Origin of the sequence: Proteus hauseri (assembly GCF_040139125.1) — a bacterium.
Classification (GTDB): domain Bacteria; phylum Pseudomonadota; class Gammaproteobacteria; order Enterobacterales; family Enterobacteriaceae; genus Proteus; species Proteus hauseri_B.
Map to the genome: position 1 here is coordinate 92852 of NZ_JBEEUB010000011.1, position 15789 is coordinate 108640.

Sequence of the window (15789 nt, forward strand, 5' to 3'; positions counted from 1 at the left end):
TGCCCCCTAATTGCTCTGTTTATAAACGCGTTATCACTTAGCTAATTAAGCGTCGATGCCTAATTCTTCGGCTAACGCGACTATCGCTTTTTCAAAGCAACCTAAAGGCGCACGTACTGTACCCGCACCAATTTGACCCACACCCGGATCTTTATGCGCAATTCCCGTATTTATCAGTGGAGTGATACCTGTTTCAACAACACGGCGAGCGTCTAATCCTAAACATGCCCCTTGGAAATCCCACGTTGGAATTTGCAACATCATATTACGAGCAAGGTAGATCTCTGCCATCTCTTCAGTCACTTCACGCGCTGCATCCATACCACCTGAAGCACCAACAAAGCGAGTAACACCCGGTGCGGCTACCATTGCCGCACCACCGATACCAAAGGTTTCAGTTATCGCACTGTCACCGATATCTGGGTTAGCATCTGCTTGACTAAAGCCAGAGAAGAACAGACCTTGTGGAGTATTAACTGGTGCAGTAAACCACTGATCACCCATTCCGCTGATTTTGATACCAAAGTTGCTACCGTTACGGGTCATAACAGTCACGATAGTACCTTGTTTGATTTGCGCACCCGCATCCATCGCTGCTTTACAGTAAGCCATTGCTAAATTCAGGAAGAATTGGTCAGTGATGCTCAGGAATTTAGTCACTTTAGTGATTTCAGCATCATCAATATCTAACGTAGTCAGAATTGGCGCTAATTCACGCAATAACAGTGCCGAAGCAGCGATATTACGTTGGTGGAATTCATCACCCATCGTAATGGCTTGCCCCATAATTGCCGTCAGGTCGATGCCGTTTTCAATCGTCGCTAATGCCGCTTTTAATACTGGTGCTAAGCTATTACGCATCCAGTGCAGACGCTCTTGCACATCTGGACCATAAGCACCAAAACGCATCACTTTACCGATACCTTCGTTCATGTTGCAGTAAGCATAGTTACCGTGAACGTGGTTTTTAATCACCAGCATTGGCATATGTGCAGAAGTAATACCGCCCATTGGACCGACTGCATTAACATTGTGGCAAGGGATAAATTCAATTTCGCCAGCCGCTAACATGGTTAGCGCTTGTTCTTCGTTTTGTGCCCAGCCTTCAAATAAAGAAGCACCGATACATGCACCACGTACAGGACCGCTCATCTCTTCCCAAGTAACAGGAGGACCTGCGTGCAGTAATTTCTTACCACTTTCTAATTGTGGAACCACTTCTTTAGCAAGACTAACATCACACCAGTGAGGACGGGCTTCACGGATACGCTCGATAACTGCTTCATTCGCTTGTTCGATAGTTGTGTACATATCTGCAATTCCTTATTTCAATTTCTTTAATATTTCAGCCAGTTTCTTATTACCGCCCGCTACAGGTGCCCACTGATAGTGAACAACGGGTGTACCGCTTGATTGCAGATCGTCTGCAAAGCTACGTAATCCCGCGTTGATCACGGAGATCCCGTTAAGTAATGGTGAAACTTCAGCATCTGCTTCTGCCGGATGTGGCTGGATTAATTCTTTGGCTAATAACACCGCTTCTGGCAAGGTATCCATCACGATAATGCCCGCATCTTTAAGCTGCTTTTGCTGCTCACTGCGGTTTTGAGGGTCGTCTTCAGTACCCGTGATAGTTGCGATAGTGATCAGTGGATTTGCTTCGCCACGTTTCTCATTCAGTTTTTTGATTTCCTGAATTAACGCGCCGGCTGGATCTTGTGTTGCGCCATAACCAATAACAAAATCAACCAGTAAGACGCCAGCTTGTGGTTTTTCACTTAGCTCACTAATAAATTTATTACGCGTAGAGGGGTCAATCATTGGGTGCGGTTTACCCTGAGTATAAAAATCATCACCCATATCGATGATTTTATGACCATCAGCATCAAGCATTGTGCCTTGCTTATGTTCGTTATCGACTTCAACATTGAGTTTTTCAGATAACAACATCGCGCACTCAGCCGCTAATGTGCCGCCAGCATAAAGGCCAATAATTTTCTTACCCGCAACTTTTGGTAACTCGGCGGCAATATCTTCAACGCGCGCTAACTCAGCGGCGATACGTGCTGTTTCATCTAAAGTACGAGTGAAATAGATATTATCGTCTTGACATTTTTCAGGAGTGGTTCCTAAAAACTGAGCCACAATAGGTTTATTGTGACGCTTCATTTCAGCGATGATTTTTTGACGTACAGCGGGTGCAGGTGGTTTTGAAACAAAAGCAATAACGCGAGTATTAGGATCTGCTGCTAACATATTAATTGCGGTTACCGCACTAATTCCGCCGATTTGTTCTGTTAAGTCACGACCACCTAAACCGATAGAGTGAGAAATACCTTGGCGTTGTAAAACGATTTGTGAGGTAATTTCTTGAATACCAGTGCCTGATGCACCAACAATACCGATAGAACCTTTTGGTGCAATGTTAGCAAAAGCTAATGGCGCACCGGCAATATTTGCCGTACCACAGTCTGGTCCCATAACAATCAGACCTTTAGCTGCCGCTTTTTCTTTCAGTGCTTTCTCATCTGCAATAGAGACGTTGTCTGAAAACAGCATCACGTTACAGCCGTCGTCTAACCCGGTATCTGCTAATTCTGCGGCATATTCACCCGCAATGGAGATAAGCAGCATATTGGCATTAGCATTTTTTTGCTTAGCGGTGCGCCAGCTACGTACTGTGGTTAATTTATTGCCACCCTTTTGACCATTTGCAATATCGGTTAATGCGTCTTCCAACGCTGTCGAAATCATATCGATAATTGCGGGATCATCCGACTCTGCTTTAATAGAAACACAGATGTCATTTGGTGTAGCTTCATTAAACATGTCATGCCAAAAACCGGTGACATCAAGAAGAGATTTATTCGCTGGTGTACCCATCATGACGGAAATTTCTTCCACCTCTGGGGCTTCACTTAATTTTCGGGAGATAATCATCAGGCTGACTGAATCCTGAAAGCTCCCTTTTTTAATAAAAGCATGGATCATTATGATATCCTTAACGCATTTAATATATGTAACGCCACATATCTATTTGCATTTCGTTTTTTTGATAATAAGAAGCCTATTTGCTTATGTACTTAAGCAATATTTAATAATATTTTTGAATCATCGTATTTGAATCTCTGTATATAAACATACTGAATAAATATCGAAATGTAGAGTGATTAAAGTCACACTTATTTATTGTAAAAAATTTTTATTTAATCGATGGGTATTTATTAAATAAATTATGATGAGTGATGATTCATTAATTTATAAATAAAAAAAGAAATAAATGATTGAGAAATTTAGCTTATGAGAAACAATTTGGTGAGAATAAAAACATTATAAAACAAGTGGTTTTACCAATGACGCAACATTTTTATAACATACAGTAATAAAATCTTATTATCAATAAATAAAATCAGGGTTTACATTCAATTAGCGTGATTTAGTGATTCTTATTATTCACATTTAGCTTTAATTTAGTAAAATAAAAAGCACCCTATATTTATTATAGAGCACTTTATCGAATTTAATTAACTTATTGTTTAATCGCTTCTACTTGTATTTTTAATGTCATGCTATCTGCCATTCCCTCTTTTACTAAGAAATTGACACCCCATTGTGATCGTTTAATTGTTGCTTCAAAATCACCACCACAAACAGGAGCATTAAATACAGGGCTTTCATAACAATTAAATTTAGTAGTTTTTAATTGTACTGGATGTATTTTTCCTTTTATGGTTAATAAACCGTCAACAGAAATAGGTTTATTATTCTCAAAATTCCATTTTGTCGATGTAAATTCAATTGTTGGAAATTTCTCTGCATCTAAAATATCAGCACTTTTGATATGATTATCAAATGCGGTTAAACCCGTATTTAATGTTTTAACAGGAATAGAAACTTTAATTGAACCCATTTTATTTTCTGGTGAATAAGAAAAGTCACCATTAATTTCATAAAATCCACCACTATTTGTCGATGTACCAAAGTGATCGATATAAAACATAGCTTTGGTATGTGTTGGTTCTAACTTATATTCTTCTGCTTGTGCAACAGGAATAAATAATAATGTAGTCAATACAGCAGATAAAATAGTTTTCATTTTATTAATCCTAACTCATTTTAGTAAAAACAAATATTAATAATATAACAATGCCTATAAAACATATTCTTTATAGGCATTCTACAGATACATTAAATAGAAAAAGATAAATGAGAGTTGATAATGATATTAACGTTGAGAATCTAATATTTCACTGTTTTTTAATACATCTTGTGCTTTGCTATAGCTTTCAATTAATAGCTGATAAGCAGGAAAAATTTGCGTATAAGCTTGTGCCCATTCTGCGGCATCTTCTCGGTTCCATGTTTTTTGAATTTCAGAGGCAACAGCCGCTGTATCCATTGGTACGACACCCGCTTGAACAATACGCGCTAAGGTAATTTCTTCTGCCATTTTACTGTAAGTACCTGACGCATCAATAACTGCAAACACTTGATAACCTTCAGCAACTGCGCTAATTGCTGGGAAAGCCATACAAACGCTAGTAATAGTACCTGCAATAATTAACTGCTTTTTACCCGTTGCTTTTACCGCTTCAACAAACTCGGGATTATCCCATGCATTAATTTCACCTTTACGTGCAATATATTTTGCATGAGGTGCATTTTGATGAATTTCAGGAATTAATGGACCATTAGGACCTTGTGGAACAGAGGCTGTTGTAATAACAGGTATCTTAGCAAGTGTTGCCATTTTAGCTAAAACAGCAGCACGAGCGCGTAATTCTGTCATTGGCATATCACCAACAGTTTGAAATAAACCACTTTGGTGATCAATTAATAACATCACAGCATCGTCTGAATTAATTACAGGACGTTGACCATTAAAGTTAGCTGGAGTACTCATTTGTTTTTTCCTTTTAATTAATAGATATTGATTATTAACAGTGATGGAAAGAAACCTTGTCTATTTCCTCTCACTCACTCTGCATTAAACAATAATAAATTAATTAAAAGCTCGGTAGTGCCAATTATGATAAACACTATCCTAAAAATAGAACAATTACTAAATATTTCACTGTTCTATTTTTAGAATAATGAAATCTATTTTCGCTACTACTTAAACATTTTTATTTGCTTAAAATAGAACCTATAGCAATCTTATAGGAATATCACCATGAAAAAAGTAATTGGTATTTATAAAGCACCTCGTCAACATTGGGTTGGTGATGGCTTCCATGTAAGCTCACTGTTTAGTTATGGCAATCACGGCAAATATTTAAACCCTTTTTTATTATTAGATAGAGCAGGACCTACTGATTTCCCTGCATCAACCGATCATAATAGAGGAGTTGGTGAACATCCTCATCGTGGTTTTGAAACTGTTACTATCGTTTATAAAGGCGAAGTGGCACACCATGATTCAACAGGTGAAGGCGGAGTAATTGGTCCTGGTGACGTACAGTGGATGACCGCTGCATCAGGTATTTTGCACCAAGAATATCACTCTGATGCCTTCACCAAACAAGGTGGCATTTTAGATATGGTGCAATTATGGGTTAATTTACCTTCCGAAGCTAAATCGGCACCAGCAGGTTACCAGTTATTAAAACAGAGCCATATTCCCGTTATTTCACTGCCAGATAATGCAGGAAATTTACGGATTATTGCGGGTGAATATCAAGATACAAACGGTGCCGCCAAAACATTTTCACCTGTCGATGTTTGGGATCTGCAATTAAAGGCAACCAAATCTGTCAGTTTGCCAAGCAAGAAAAATCGCCATGTGGGTTTAGTGGTATTACACGGTAGTATTTATCTTGATAACCAAACGCAATTACAAACCGGTGATCTGGTTATTTTAGATAACCAAGGTGGCTTAATAAATATTGAAGCCATTGAAGATGCATTAGTGCTGTTTTTAAGTGGCGAACCAATTAACGAACCCGTTGTAGGATATGGTCCATTTGTTATGAATAGTGAAGCTGAAATAAGACAAGCTGTTGATGATTTTAACCAAGGTAAATTTGGACGTATTCCCAACGAATAATAGCATTAACATTTAGAATATTATTTAAATAGAACGGCTCCCTTTTATTATTGGAGCCGTTTTTCTTCATTTAGCCTTTCTTGTCGCCTTATCTATTACTCTTTGAATCGCGCCATATTTTCAGATAAGTAATCAAGCAATGCTTGAATAGCGGGTAACAACCCTTTTCGAGATGGGTAAACGGCATGAATGACATCTTTGGGAAAACGCCACTGTGGTAACACTTCAATTAATGAGCCATTTTGTAGCTCATTTTCAACCACACTTAACGGTAATCGCGTTATTCCTAATCCTTTAAGCGCTGCTTTATACAGCGTCAGTACATCTGTTGTCGCCAGTTTAGGTATTACATGTTGTGTTAATACGGAGCCATCGGTATGCGTTAATGTCAGGGTATATTGTTGTGAGTGTTCGCTATTCGCAAGAATAGGATAATCTGCAAGTTGTTCTGGTGATCCAGGAACACTCGTTGATTTAAAAAGTAGAGGACTCGCAACCAATACACGTCGAGAATAACCTAATATCTTCATGGTTAAACCAGAATCATCTAAAGGTAATGCTCTAACACGTAATGCTAAATCTAACCCTTCACTAATCACATCGACAGGTCGGTTAATGGCTAAGATTTGAATATTGATATCAGGATAGAGTGTCATAAAATCGACCAAGATATCTTGAATATATATTTGTAATAACGCCACTGGGCAAGAGAGCTTAATAGTGCCATGAGGATGCTCTTGCGCCGAACAAATAACTTCTTCTGCAATCTCTGCCTCAGCAACCACATTTTTACACTGCTGATAAAAAACTTGCCCTATTTTGGTGACATGAAATTGACGAGTAGAACGATAAATCAAAGAGACATTAAGTTTTTTTTCTAAATCAGCGATACGACGACTCAGTTTAGATTTAGGGATACCTAATGTTTCAGCCGCTTGAGAAAAACCACCAAACTCAACGACTTTAACAAAATAATATAGGTCATTTAAATCATACTTCATGGCGTATCACCTATTTAGTTATTTTCGATATTATTGCTGAATTGTTTCAGGCTTATGTATTATAACAATAATAGCTATTGTTTTAATACTTTTGTATTTTTAATATTGTTAATAACAGTATAGTTAATTATAAGAATAACTTTAAAACGGATCGAATACTTTAACATAAATATATTAACACATTAGGAATGGATTTATAAATATGTGATATTCATAGCTCTTCACATATCACAATAAAAATAAAACACCACCTATCATTGAAATAATAACCTCGTTCCTCCTTACCTCTCTATATTTAAAAACACAATAAAACAATGACATAGGTAAACCATATAAACTTGAAAATAGTTAGTTACATAAAAAGAAAAATTAACACATTAAGTTAATATTTATTTTTATTTTCACGATCACCATCAATTAATATTTAAAAATATGTTAATAAGATTATACTTAATAAAAATATTTATTAGTTTTATGTTTTTACAATTATCTCTTTCACCTGCATTTTAATGGAATAACCTAATGAATAAATTAACTCCATTACGACCTATCCCCACATTAATCGCGGTTTCTATCACCTTAATTATTTGGTTTTTTATCCCTGTCCCTCAAGGTGTTGATCCTAACGCTTGGCATTTATTAGCGCTTTTTGTCGGCACAATTGCCGCAATTATTGGCAAAGCATTGCCTATTGGTGCCGTTTCTATTATTGCTATTGCATTAGTCGCCGTTACGGGTGTTACTAATCCTAACTCAACCAAAGCGGCAATTAACGATGCACTAAGCGGATTTTCTAACGATCTTATTTGGCTAATTGGGATATCGATTATGGTTTCCATGAGCTTAAATAAAACCGGATTAGGCGCCAGAATTGGTTACTATTTTATTTCCCTTTTTGGTAAAAAAACGATAGGTATCGCCTATTCACTTGCGATTGCTGAGACAATTTTGGCACCCGTAACGCCAAGTAATACAGCGCGAGGCGGTGGTATTATTCACCCTATTATGCGTTCTATCTCTGATAGTTTTAATTCTAAAGCGGAAGATGGCACTAGTGGAAAAATTGGGCGTTATCTTTCTTTAGTAAACTACAATATTAACCCGATAACCTCGGCGATGTTTATTACCGCAACAGCGCCCAACCCGTTAATTGTTAGTTTAATTATTAGTGAAACCAGCCCTGAATATGAACTAAGTTGGTCAATGTGGGCAATCGCAGCTTTTGTTCCTGCGATTATTTCATTAATTTTAATGCCAATAGTTATCTACTTTTTATATAAACCAGAAATAACAAGCACACCTAATGCACCCCATTTTGCTAAAGAGCGTTTAGCTCAATTAGGGCCCATTTCATTACCTGAAAAGATCACCTTAGCTGTTTTCGCCTTATTACTAATTATGTGGGCTGGTGTACCTGCTCTTCTATTTGGTGATGCATTTAGTATTAATGCTACAACAGCTGCATTTATTGGTTTATCTATTTTGTTATGCAGTGGTGTATTAAATTGGGATGATATTTTAAAGAATAAAGGTGCATGGGATACCGTGGTGTGGTTCTCAGCATTAGTGATGATGGCATCCTTCTTAGGAAAATTAGGATTAATTAAGTGGTTATCAGTCAGCGTGGGTACAAGTATTGATAATATGGGCATCAGTTGGGTCAGTGGCATGATATTGCTGGTGTTAATTTATGTTTATTCTCACTATTTCTTTGCCAGTACCACAGCCCATATTACCGCTATGTTTGCGGCATTTTATGCCGCTGGTTTAACCCTAGGCGCACCACCCATGTTATTAGGGTTAATTTTAGCGTTTTCATCTTCTTTAATGATGTCGCTAACTCATTACGGCACAGGCACAGCCCCCATTATTTTCGGCTCCGGCTACGCCACATTAGGCGAATGGTGGAAAACTGGCTTTGTGATGAGCGTGGTTAACTTAATTGTGTGGATTGTCATTGGTAGCCTATGGTGGAAAGTGTTGGGCTATTGGTGAGTTAATTATGCTGTTTTAATTATTAAAGAAGACCTACGGCTTAGAAGGTCGTTGGTCTTCTTCACTATTGAGCATCGAGTACTCGAATGCGGGAAACAACTTATAATTCATTGAAAATAAAGATAATAAGCAAAAAAAGAGCAAGATTTCCCCTGCTCTGATGTTATATCGGAGTAACTTGTTTAAAATAAATATATTTAAAACAGTATGATTAAATTGAAAACCACTTCTTATTAATCAGCAACGTTTCTATCTGGAATATGAGAACCAATATTATAACCTTCAAGTTTAGGCGCTTTATTAGATTCAAAATCAAAATTGAATATAGTAATTGTGCCCGGTGTTGCAGGTAATAAAAATTCAGGTGATAGATTTAAAAAGACTTTGCAAGCGGCTCTAATAACACCACTATGTACAACTGCTAATAAATCACTGTCTTCTTTATGTACCCACTGTTGTAATGCAGAGCCAATACGATCACAGAAATCAAACCAGTTTTCACCTTTTGGTGGCGTATAAGTTCCTGCTCGCCAGTTTTTATATTTATCTGCATGGTGTCTTATTAGTTCTGGCTTACGCTGCCCTGTCCATTCGCCCATATTTAACTCACGTAATAAAGGCTCTTTTATCGCTTCAGGATGACCAACAATTTCAGCCGTTTGTACGGTTCTACCTAAATCTGACGTAATAATCCGAGTTGGCGATAGCAATTTAATACTCTCTTTTATCGCCATTGCTTGATTAATACCCTTTGGTGATAAACAAGAGTTTGCGTGTCCTTGCAAACGAGATTCCATATTCCATAATGTTTCACCATGTCTAAGTAAAATAAGTCTCATTATTATTCCTTAATTTAATGTTTAAAGACCATATCCAAGAATTTGGAACCAAGTAAAGATGGCAATAGAGATAACTGTTGCACCAACAAAACAGGTTATTAATCCATATTTCATTTGATCTAATACGCTAAAGTAACCACTTGAGAAATATATCGTATTTACTTTAGAGTGAGGCGGTAAAGTAATGGTGTATGTCAGCGTAAATGATGCGGCTAAAGCGAGCGTAACCGGATCCATACCCAATGTTTTAGCAAGTGCAATAATCGCTGGAATTAATATGGTTGTTTTAACCGTTTTACTGGTAAAAATTAAATGGCTATACATACAAATAAAGACAACGACAACATAAACCATCGTGGTACTCATATTTTCTAAGCCAAGACCATAAACCATTTTACCAATTAACCACTGTGCGCCTTGGGTTGACTCTAAAGTATTACCTGCCGCATAAGCCCCTGCTGCAAATATCATTAGATCCCATTTAATATTAGCTTCATTCCACGTTAATAGACCGATACGAGGCATTAAACAGAGAATGGCAGCAATAACAGCGGTCATATAAACACTAATTTTGAAGCCGAACATATCTTGATGATAGCTCTCTGTTGCCCACAGAAAGACTGCCATTAAAAAGATATACATGGCTTTTTTCTCATTCTTAGTTAACGCGCCAAGCTGTGAACGCTCTTTCTTTAATTTTTCTAAAGAGCCTTCAAAATCAACTTCGCCTTTAAAAGAGAACAGTTTTAATCCAATAAAAAATGAGATGGTCATTCCAACTATTGCCAATGGAAAAGAAGCAATTAACCAATCCATATAACCAATCGAGCCGCCAGCTTGTGAATTAATAAATCCAACAGCGATAATATTGGCAGCCGTTCCTGTCATCACACCTGATGTTGCTAATGCGTCAGCTTGCACGCCTTGCAGCATCATTAACTTACCGTAATTGCTCTTTCCTGGTATCGCCTTATGTATCTCTAATAAGATCATACAAATAGGCACCATTAATGTTGCACGTGCTGTAGTTGATGGAACAAAAAACACTAAACTAAAATTGATTAAGATAAGCACAAACAACGCTTTTTTCGGTGTTTGACCAAATTTAGTGATCATCCATAAAGCAAAGCGTCTGGCTATATTCGATTTGATCATTGCCGAGGTTAAAACAAAGGCTGATACCATCAACCAAATTACGTCATAACCTAAAGTACCGAAAACCACTTTCTCTTTTGCGACGGTGCCTGTTAGTGGCAGCAATACAATGACAAGCATTGACGTTAAATAAATAGGTAAAGAACCACATACCCATAAAATTAACGCAGCACAAAAGATGGCAATCGCTTTTTGCCCTTCAATACTTAAACCTTCTGGTGTTGGCATAAAAAATAGAGCAAGTAGTACGAATAAAGCTAAAGGTATTCCTATTGTTTTTAACGTTATTTTCTTACCATTTGGTGTTGGTGATGATGGCGCTGGTTTAGCGATATCATCTCGCTTCGCAGTCTTTTCCATACTGATTCCTCTTAATATGTAGGGTAGGAAGCTCAGTATAGGAATATTGAGGTATAAAGATAATTGTATTAATATATTATTATTATAAAAATAATTTATGGTCTTTGTATGAACTTAAGCCAACTTGATGCTTTTCTACTACTTGCTAATGGTTTTAACGTCACTGAAACGGCAGAACGTCTATTTTGCACCCAACCCAGTGTGAGTATTAAAATCAAAAAATTAGAAGAAGAGTTACAGACGACTTTATTTGAAAGAATAAATAATCGGCTCTATTTGACGCCTCAAGGAAAGGTTTATCAGCAATATGCCACTCAAATCATCAATCTTGTTCAATCCTCTTCTGAGCATATGCGTCAATTTGATGATCCTTCAAAAGGTGAGATTAAATTTGGTGCTAGCCATTTTGTTGGCGTATATCTTTTACCCCAAATAATGGCACAATTTAGAAAACAGTCACCTTTAGTTAAATTGAGTATGGATATTTCAAACTCAACACAGCTTATTCATAAACTTGATACTCAAGAACTTGAGTTTTTGATAATGTCTGATCATATCTATTTAGATCCGACTGAATATCACCTTGATACCTTTTTAATCGATCCCTTAGTGCTTATTTGTTCGCCAGATCATTGGTTAGCAAAAGAAAAACATTGCTGTTTTTCTGATATAGAATCTGAGGTTTTTTTAATTAAACCTGAACATTCAGCAACCCGTGATTTTCTGTTAGATAGGATCAAAGAACATAACAAAAAGCTGAACAATATAATGGAAATAAATAGCTTAGAAGGGATCAAACAAGGTGTTATCCATGGATTAGGAATTTCTATTTTATCTCGGCTATCAATTACTCAAGAGCTAAAAGCTGGGCTACTCTGTGAAGTTGCTTTTGACGATATTAATTTCAGTCGTGGTATCCGCTATTTTTACCATAAAGAGAAATATATCTCACCGGCGACTAAGAATTTCTTGTCAGTATTACAATCACAAGCGCAAATTCTTACAAAAGATCTGAATTTCTAAGTTTATGCCGATACTTTTTTAGCTAATTATACTTTACGCTTAAGAGAGATACATATAATTTTCCAAATTAAATCGCTATGATAGCAGTCGATTTTTATGGAATTATCAATATCGATTAAAAGGATTTTTATGCGAAAAACACTCTCTTCTTATCACCCTATTCTTTATCGCTTAAGAGTGGTACAACGTCGTTTTTTTCGCACTTGTAGCTGGCTATTTTCAGGACGAAAATACAGCAAAAAAATAGAGCCGGAATTACGTCTTTCTCATCGTTATCTTAAACACACCTCTAAGTTAATTAGCCGACGAGGCGAAAGTGATATTCAACTACAATATAATAAAATTACTAACCTTAAATTAGTTGAAAAAGCACTTGATGGCGTTGTTATTCGTTCTGGTGAGTATTTTTCTTTCTGTTATTTAGTCGGAAACCCAAGCTATAAAAGAGGCTTTATTGATGGTATGCAACTCTCTTATGGTGAAGCTAAAACTGGTGTTGGTGGCGGTATTTGTCAGGCGAGTAACTTAATTCACTGGCTGGCATTACATAGCGAATTAAAAGTAATAGAAAAAGCGAATCATAGCTTTGATCCTTTTCCTGATGAAGGTCGTGTACTGCCGTTTGGCTCAGGTGCCGCCATTTTCTATAACTATATCGACTTAGTGCTATACAACCCAACACCTCATGATTATCAAATTCGATTGCATGTTGCAAAGCATCAATTAGAAGGTGAGCTATTGTGTAGTGAAGCGAGAGAATATCGCTATCATATTTACGAAAAAAACGCTTCTTTTATCAAAAAAGGTGAGCATATATATCGTTGCAATGAGATTTGGCGTGATATTTACACTAAAAATAATGTCGGTGCTTTTCCTCGATTATTGAAATCTGAATTACTTTATAAAAATAGTGTTGTTGTAAAATATGATATCCCCACTGAATTAATAGACAAATAAATAATTTAATTTTAATAATATTACAATTATTGAATTATTCATTGCGAACATTAAGAGTTTATTAATACTTAGTATTATTTAGCCTTTTATTTTTTAATAAGATTGAATTGTTTATTTTGAACTCCATATTTTAATAATGGTCGAAGTGTTATTGAGTCAACATCTTATAATTTAATAATATTATATTTAATGGGTCATATAATGATGAATAAAGTTGATTATCTACATAAATTAGAAATTGGTGATATTGTATTTACCTGTATTGGAACTTCACTCTTTCGTCAAATCTCTTCGGCATCTTTATGCTGGAGTAATCATGTCGGCATTATTATCGGTCATAATGGTGAAGATTACTTAGTCGCAGAGAGTCGCGTTCCTCTTTCAACAACCACAACATTAACTCGTTTTATCAATCGCTCTGCTGAAAAACGCTATGGTATACGCCGATTAAAAACGCAGTTATCTGACGAACAAAAAAATGCATTAATTGCTGAAGTTCCTTCAAGATTACATAAGCTTTATCATACTGGTTTTAAATATGAGTCTTCTAGGCAGTTCTGCTCTAAGTTTGTTTTTGATATTTATAAATCAGCACTTTCTATTCGAGTGGGAGAAATTGAAACTTTCAAAGAGTTACTAACTAAAAATCCAGAAGCAAAATTACAATTTTGGAAATTATGGTTTATTGGTCAAATACCATGGGAGAGAACAACAGTTACTCCTGCTAGTTTGTGGCAACATCCTCAACTCTCTTTAATTTTTCGCAGTCATAATGATATAAATTAATACCTTTATTTAACTCAATAAAATAGAAGATAAATTTAATCAAACTAATTTCTCTTTCTTATATTTAATAAAATATCGCATTACGCTTTGTAAAAGCAGACAGTTAGGTGTACAACTAAAATTATATTTTATAAAAGTAGTATATTTTATTTACTCTTCGTCATTTAGGAATCGCTATGAAATACCAAGATGTTACGAAATCACCCAGTGAGAATGCTTATTTTTTAGTTTTTAACTTAGTCGAATTACCTGAAACTCGCGCTACACTTATTGATTTTTGTAATAATTTTTCTGGTCTTATCCGTAGTATAAGAAATCGTTTTCCAGAATTAGAAGCCAGCTGTGTAATGGGATTTGGTGCAAATGCATGGTCAAATTTATTTCCTAATCAACCAAAGCCGAAAGAGCTCTCTACCTTTAAAGAGATAAAAGGTAATAGCTATACCGCTGTTTCTACACCGGGCGATCTCTTTTTCCATATTAGGGCGTTAAAAGTATCTGCTTGTTATGAACTCGCTTCTATTATCAGCCAAAAGCTAAAGAATATCGTTAACCCCGTCGATGAAGTCCACGGATTTAGATATTTTGATGGGCGTTCTATTATTGGGTTTGTTGATGGTACTGAAAATCCAGAATATGAAGACGAAAGATCGTCTTATGCCGTTATTGGTGATGAAGATCCTCAATTTGCAGGAGGAAGCTACGCTTTTGTACAAAAATATATCCACGATATGGAAGCATGGGAAAAACAGCCATTAGTAGAGCAAGAAAAAGTGATTGGTAGACATAAATTTAATGATGTGGAACTAACTGATGATGAGAAAGAACCGGGCTCTCATAATGTTGTTACCAATATTCAAGATGAGAATGGTGAAGATTTAAAAATTGTAAGAGCAAATATGCCGTTTTCTAATCCTTCAAAAAATGAATATGGTACTTATTTTATTGGTTATGCTCGTTATTTTTCAACCACACGCCGTATGTTAGAAAATATGTTTGCTGGCACACCTGAAGGTCATACTGATAAATTATTAAAATTCAGTACTGCTGTAACAGGAACACTATTTTTTATTCCATCTCCTGCGTTTTTAGATAATTTAGAATAAAATTTATATTATTAGATAAATAAAAATCAGTAGAAGATAGACTCTTTTACTGATTTTTTTATTTATCTTAAAGCATTATCGAATTATTTGTTAATTACAAACCAAATACATTAACGTAAAATTCTTTGCCGTCGTCAGTACTTTCAATGGTATAAGTTATAGGAATAGCGTTTTTACCACCAGCGCCTTCAAAGGAAAGCTCTGCAGCACAGGAATAAGTATCTCTTTTTTCGTCATGCTCACGAGTACGAACACTTTCTACTTTGATCTTAATTTGATCAATCACAGCCGCCATTTTTTGATCACGTAATTCGTCTTTTGTAATATCAATGACTAAATTTTTAGCCTCTGAGCTATCACAGTTCGGTGTTCCACTATCACATCCTACTAAAGGTAATACTAACGTACCTAATAATGCTAATTTTACAATTCTATTTTTCATGATGTTTTATCTCTTCCTTGCTCACAATATAAAGATATTTTCCAATATTTTACCTAATAAACCCTCTACAACAATATCG

14 protein-coding genes are annotated in these 15789 nt (G+C 36.0%); 6 read left to right on the forward strand and 8 right to left on the reverse strand.

The genetic code is table 11. The features are described from left to right. Positions 1-45 precede the first annotated feature (45 nt). The 4 genes from ABN099_RS16490 to ABN099_RS16505 all read right to left on the reverse strand — a co-directional run bounded on the left by ABN099_RS16490 (position 46) and on the right by ABN099_RS16505 (position 4903). Positions 46-1311: a DUF1116 domain-containing protein gene (locus tag ABN099_RS16490; RefSeq protein ID WP_349465340.1), complete on the reverse strand. Its 1266-nt coding sequence runs from the start codon at positions 1309-1311 to the stop codon at positions 46-48. Positions 1312-1323: 12 nt separating this feature from the next. After that, a complete protein-coding gene (locus tag ABN099_RS16495; protein WP_349465341.1) occupies positions 1324-2991 on the reverse strand; it encodes an acyl-CoA synthetase FdrA in 1668 nt (555 codons plus the stop codon). A gap of 538 nt (positions 2992-3529) precedes the next feature. Then, the gene (locus ABN099_RS16500) at positions 3530-4096 is read right to left on the reverse strand and encodes a YceI family protein (protein WP_349465343.1); all 567 of its coding nucleotides are present in this window, start codon (positions 4094-4096) and stop codon (positions 3530-3532) included. A gap of 129 nt (positions 4097-4225) precedes the next feature. After that, positions 4226-4903: a hydrolase gene (locus ABN099_RS16505; RefSeq protein ID WP_349465345.1), complete on the reverse strand. Its 678-nt coding sequence runs from the start codon at positions 4901-4903 to the stop codon at positions 4226-4228. A gap of 270 nt (positions 4904-5173) precedes the next feature. Here ABN099_RS16505 and ABN099_RS16510 point away from each other — a divergent pair, with 270 nt between their 5' ends. Continuing rightward, entirely contained in the window at positions 5174-6046 is an 873-nt protein-coding gene (locus tag ABN099_RS16510) for a pirin family protein (RefSeq protein WP_349465347.1), read from the forward strand. Between the two features lie 95 nt (positions 6047-6141). On the opposite strand, the gene ABN099_RS16515 is transcribed toward ABN099_RS16510, so the two are convergent. After that, positions 6142-7047: a LysR substrate-binding domain-containing protein gene (locus ABN099_RS16515; protein WP_349465349.1), complete on the reverse strand. Its 906-nt coding sequence runs from the start codon at positions 7045-7047 to the stop codon at positions 6142-6144. A gap of 522 nt (positions 7048-7569) precedes the next feature. On the opposite strand from ABN099_RS16515, the gene ABN099_RS16520 reads away from it, so the two are divergent. Next, entirely contained in the window at positions 7570-9042 is a 1473-nt protein-coding gene (locus tag ABN099_RS16520) for an anion permease (RefSeq protein ID WP_349465351.1), read from the forward strand. 233 nt (positions 9043-9275) lie between these two features. Here ABN099_RS16520 and ABN099_RS16525 read toward each other — a convergent pair whose 3' ends face one another. Both ABN099_RS16525 and ABN099_RS16530 read right to left on the reverse strand, forming a co-directional pair. Further along, positions 9276-9881, reverse strand: coding sequence for a histidine phosphatase family protein (locus ABN099_RS16525; protein ID WP_064720914.1), 606 nt, complete (start codon positions 9879-9881; stop codon positions 9276-9278). A 21-nt stretch (positions 9882-9902) separates the two neighbouring features. Then, the gene (locus ABN099_RS16530) at positions 9903-11396 is read right to left on the reverse strand and encodes an SLC13 family permease (RefSeq protein ID WP_349465353.1); all 1494 of its coding nucleotides are present in this window, start codon (positions 11394-11396) and stop codon (positions 9903-9905) included. Between the two features lie 108 nt (positions 11397-11504). Here ABN099_RS16530 and ABN099_RS16535 point away from each other — a divergent pair, with 108 nt between their 5' ends. The 4 genes from ABN099_RS16535 (at position 11505) to ABN099_RS16550 (ending at position 15268) form a co-directional block, all read left to right on the forward strand. Then, positions 11505-12419, forward strand: coding sequence for a LysR family transcriptional regulator (locus ABN099_RS16535; RefSeq protein ID WP_349465355.1), 915 nt, complete (start codon positions 11505-11507; stop codon positions 12417-12419). Between the two features lie 129 nt (positions 12420-12548). Further along, on the forward strand, positions 12549-13376 hold the full coding sequence (locus tag ABN099_RS16540) for a VanW family protein (protein ID WP_349465357.1): 828 nt from the start codon (positions 12549-12551) through the stop codon (positions 13374-13376). 204 nt (positions 13377-13580) lie between these two features. Beyond that, positions 13581-14162 carry a YebB family permuted papain-like enzyme gene (locus ABN099_RS16545; RefSeq protein WP_349465435.1) on the forward strand — a complete coding sequence of 194 codons (582 nt, stop codon included), beginning with the start codon at positions 13581-13583 and terminating at the stop codon, positions 14160-14162. Positions 14163-14338: 176 nt separating this feature from the next. Next, entirely contained in the window at positions 14339-15268 is a 930-nt protein-coding gene (locus tag ABN099_RS16550; RefSeq protein ID WP_349465359.1) for a Dyp-type peroxidase, read from the forward strand. A gap of 94 nt (positions 15269-15362) precedes the next feature. Here ABN099_RS16550 and ABN099_RS16555 read toward each other — a convergent pair whose 3' ends face one another. After that, a complete protein-coding gene (locus ABN099_RS16555) occupies positions 15363-15710 on the reverse strand; it encodes a hypothetical protein (protein WP_349465361.1) in 348 nt (115 codons plus the stop codon). Between the last annotated feature and the right edge of the window lie 79 nt (positions 15711-15789).

Bases quoted from the DNA above. Each gene is read 5' to 3' on its own strand.
- ABN099_RS16530 (WP_349465353.1), bottom strand. From the start codon at position 11,396: ATGGAAAAGACTGCGAAGCGAGATGATATCGCTAAACCAGCGCCATCA.
- ABN099_RS16535 (WP_349465355.1), top strand. From the start codon at position 11,505: ATGAACTTAAGCCAACTTGATGCTTTTCTACTACTTGCTAATGGTTTT.
- ABN099_RS16525 (WP_064720914.1), bottom strand. From the start codon at position 9,881: ATGAGACTTATTTTACTTAGACATGGTGAAACATTATGGAATATGGAA.
- ABN099_RS16520 (WP_349465351.1), top strand. From the start codon at position 7,570: ATGAATAAATTAACTCCATTACGACCTATCCCCACATTAATCGCGGTT.
- ABN099_RS16505 (WP_349465345.1), bottom strand. From the start codon at position 4,903: ATGAGTACTCCAGCTAACTTTAATGGTCAACGTCCTGTAATTAATTCA.
- ABN099_RS16490 (WP_349465340.1), bottom strand. From the start codon at position 1,311: ATGTACACAACTATCGAACAAGCGAATGAAGCAGTTATCGAGCGTATC.
- ABN099_RS16510 (WP_349465347.1), top strand. From the start codon at position 5,174: ATGAAAAAAGTAATTGGTATTTATAAAGCACCTCGTCAACATTGGGTT.
- ABN099_RS16545 (WP_349465435.1), top strand. From the start codon at position 13,581: ATGAATAAAGTTGATTATCTACATAAATTAGAAATTGGTGATATTGTA.
- ABN099_RS16550 (WP_349465359.1), top strand. From the start codon at position 14,339: ATGAAATACCAAGATGTTACGAAATCACCCAGTGAGAATGCTTATTTT.
- ABN099_RS16500 (WP_349465343.1), bottom strand. From the start codon at position 4,096: ATGAAAACTATTTTATCTGCTGTATTGACTACATTATTATTTATTCCT.
- ABN099_RS16540 (WP_349465357.1), top strand. From the start codon at position 12,549: ATGCGAAAAACACTCTCTTCTTATCACCCTATTCTTTATCGCTTAAGA.
- ABN099_RS16515 (WP_349465349.1), bottom strand. From the start codon at position 7,047: ATGAAGTATGATTTAAATGACCTATATTATTTTGTTAAAGTCGTTGAG.
- ABN099_RS16555 (WP_349465361.1), bottom strand. From the start codon at position 15,710: ATGAAAAATAGAATTGTAAAATTAGCATTATTAGGTACGTTAGTATTA.
- ABN099_RS16495 (WP_349465341.1), bottom strand. From the start codon at position 2,991: ATGATCCATGCTTTTATTAAAAAAGGGAGCTTTCAGGATTCAGTCAGC.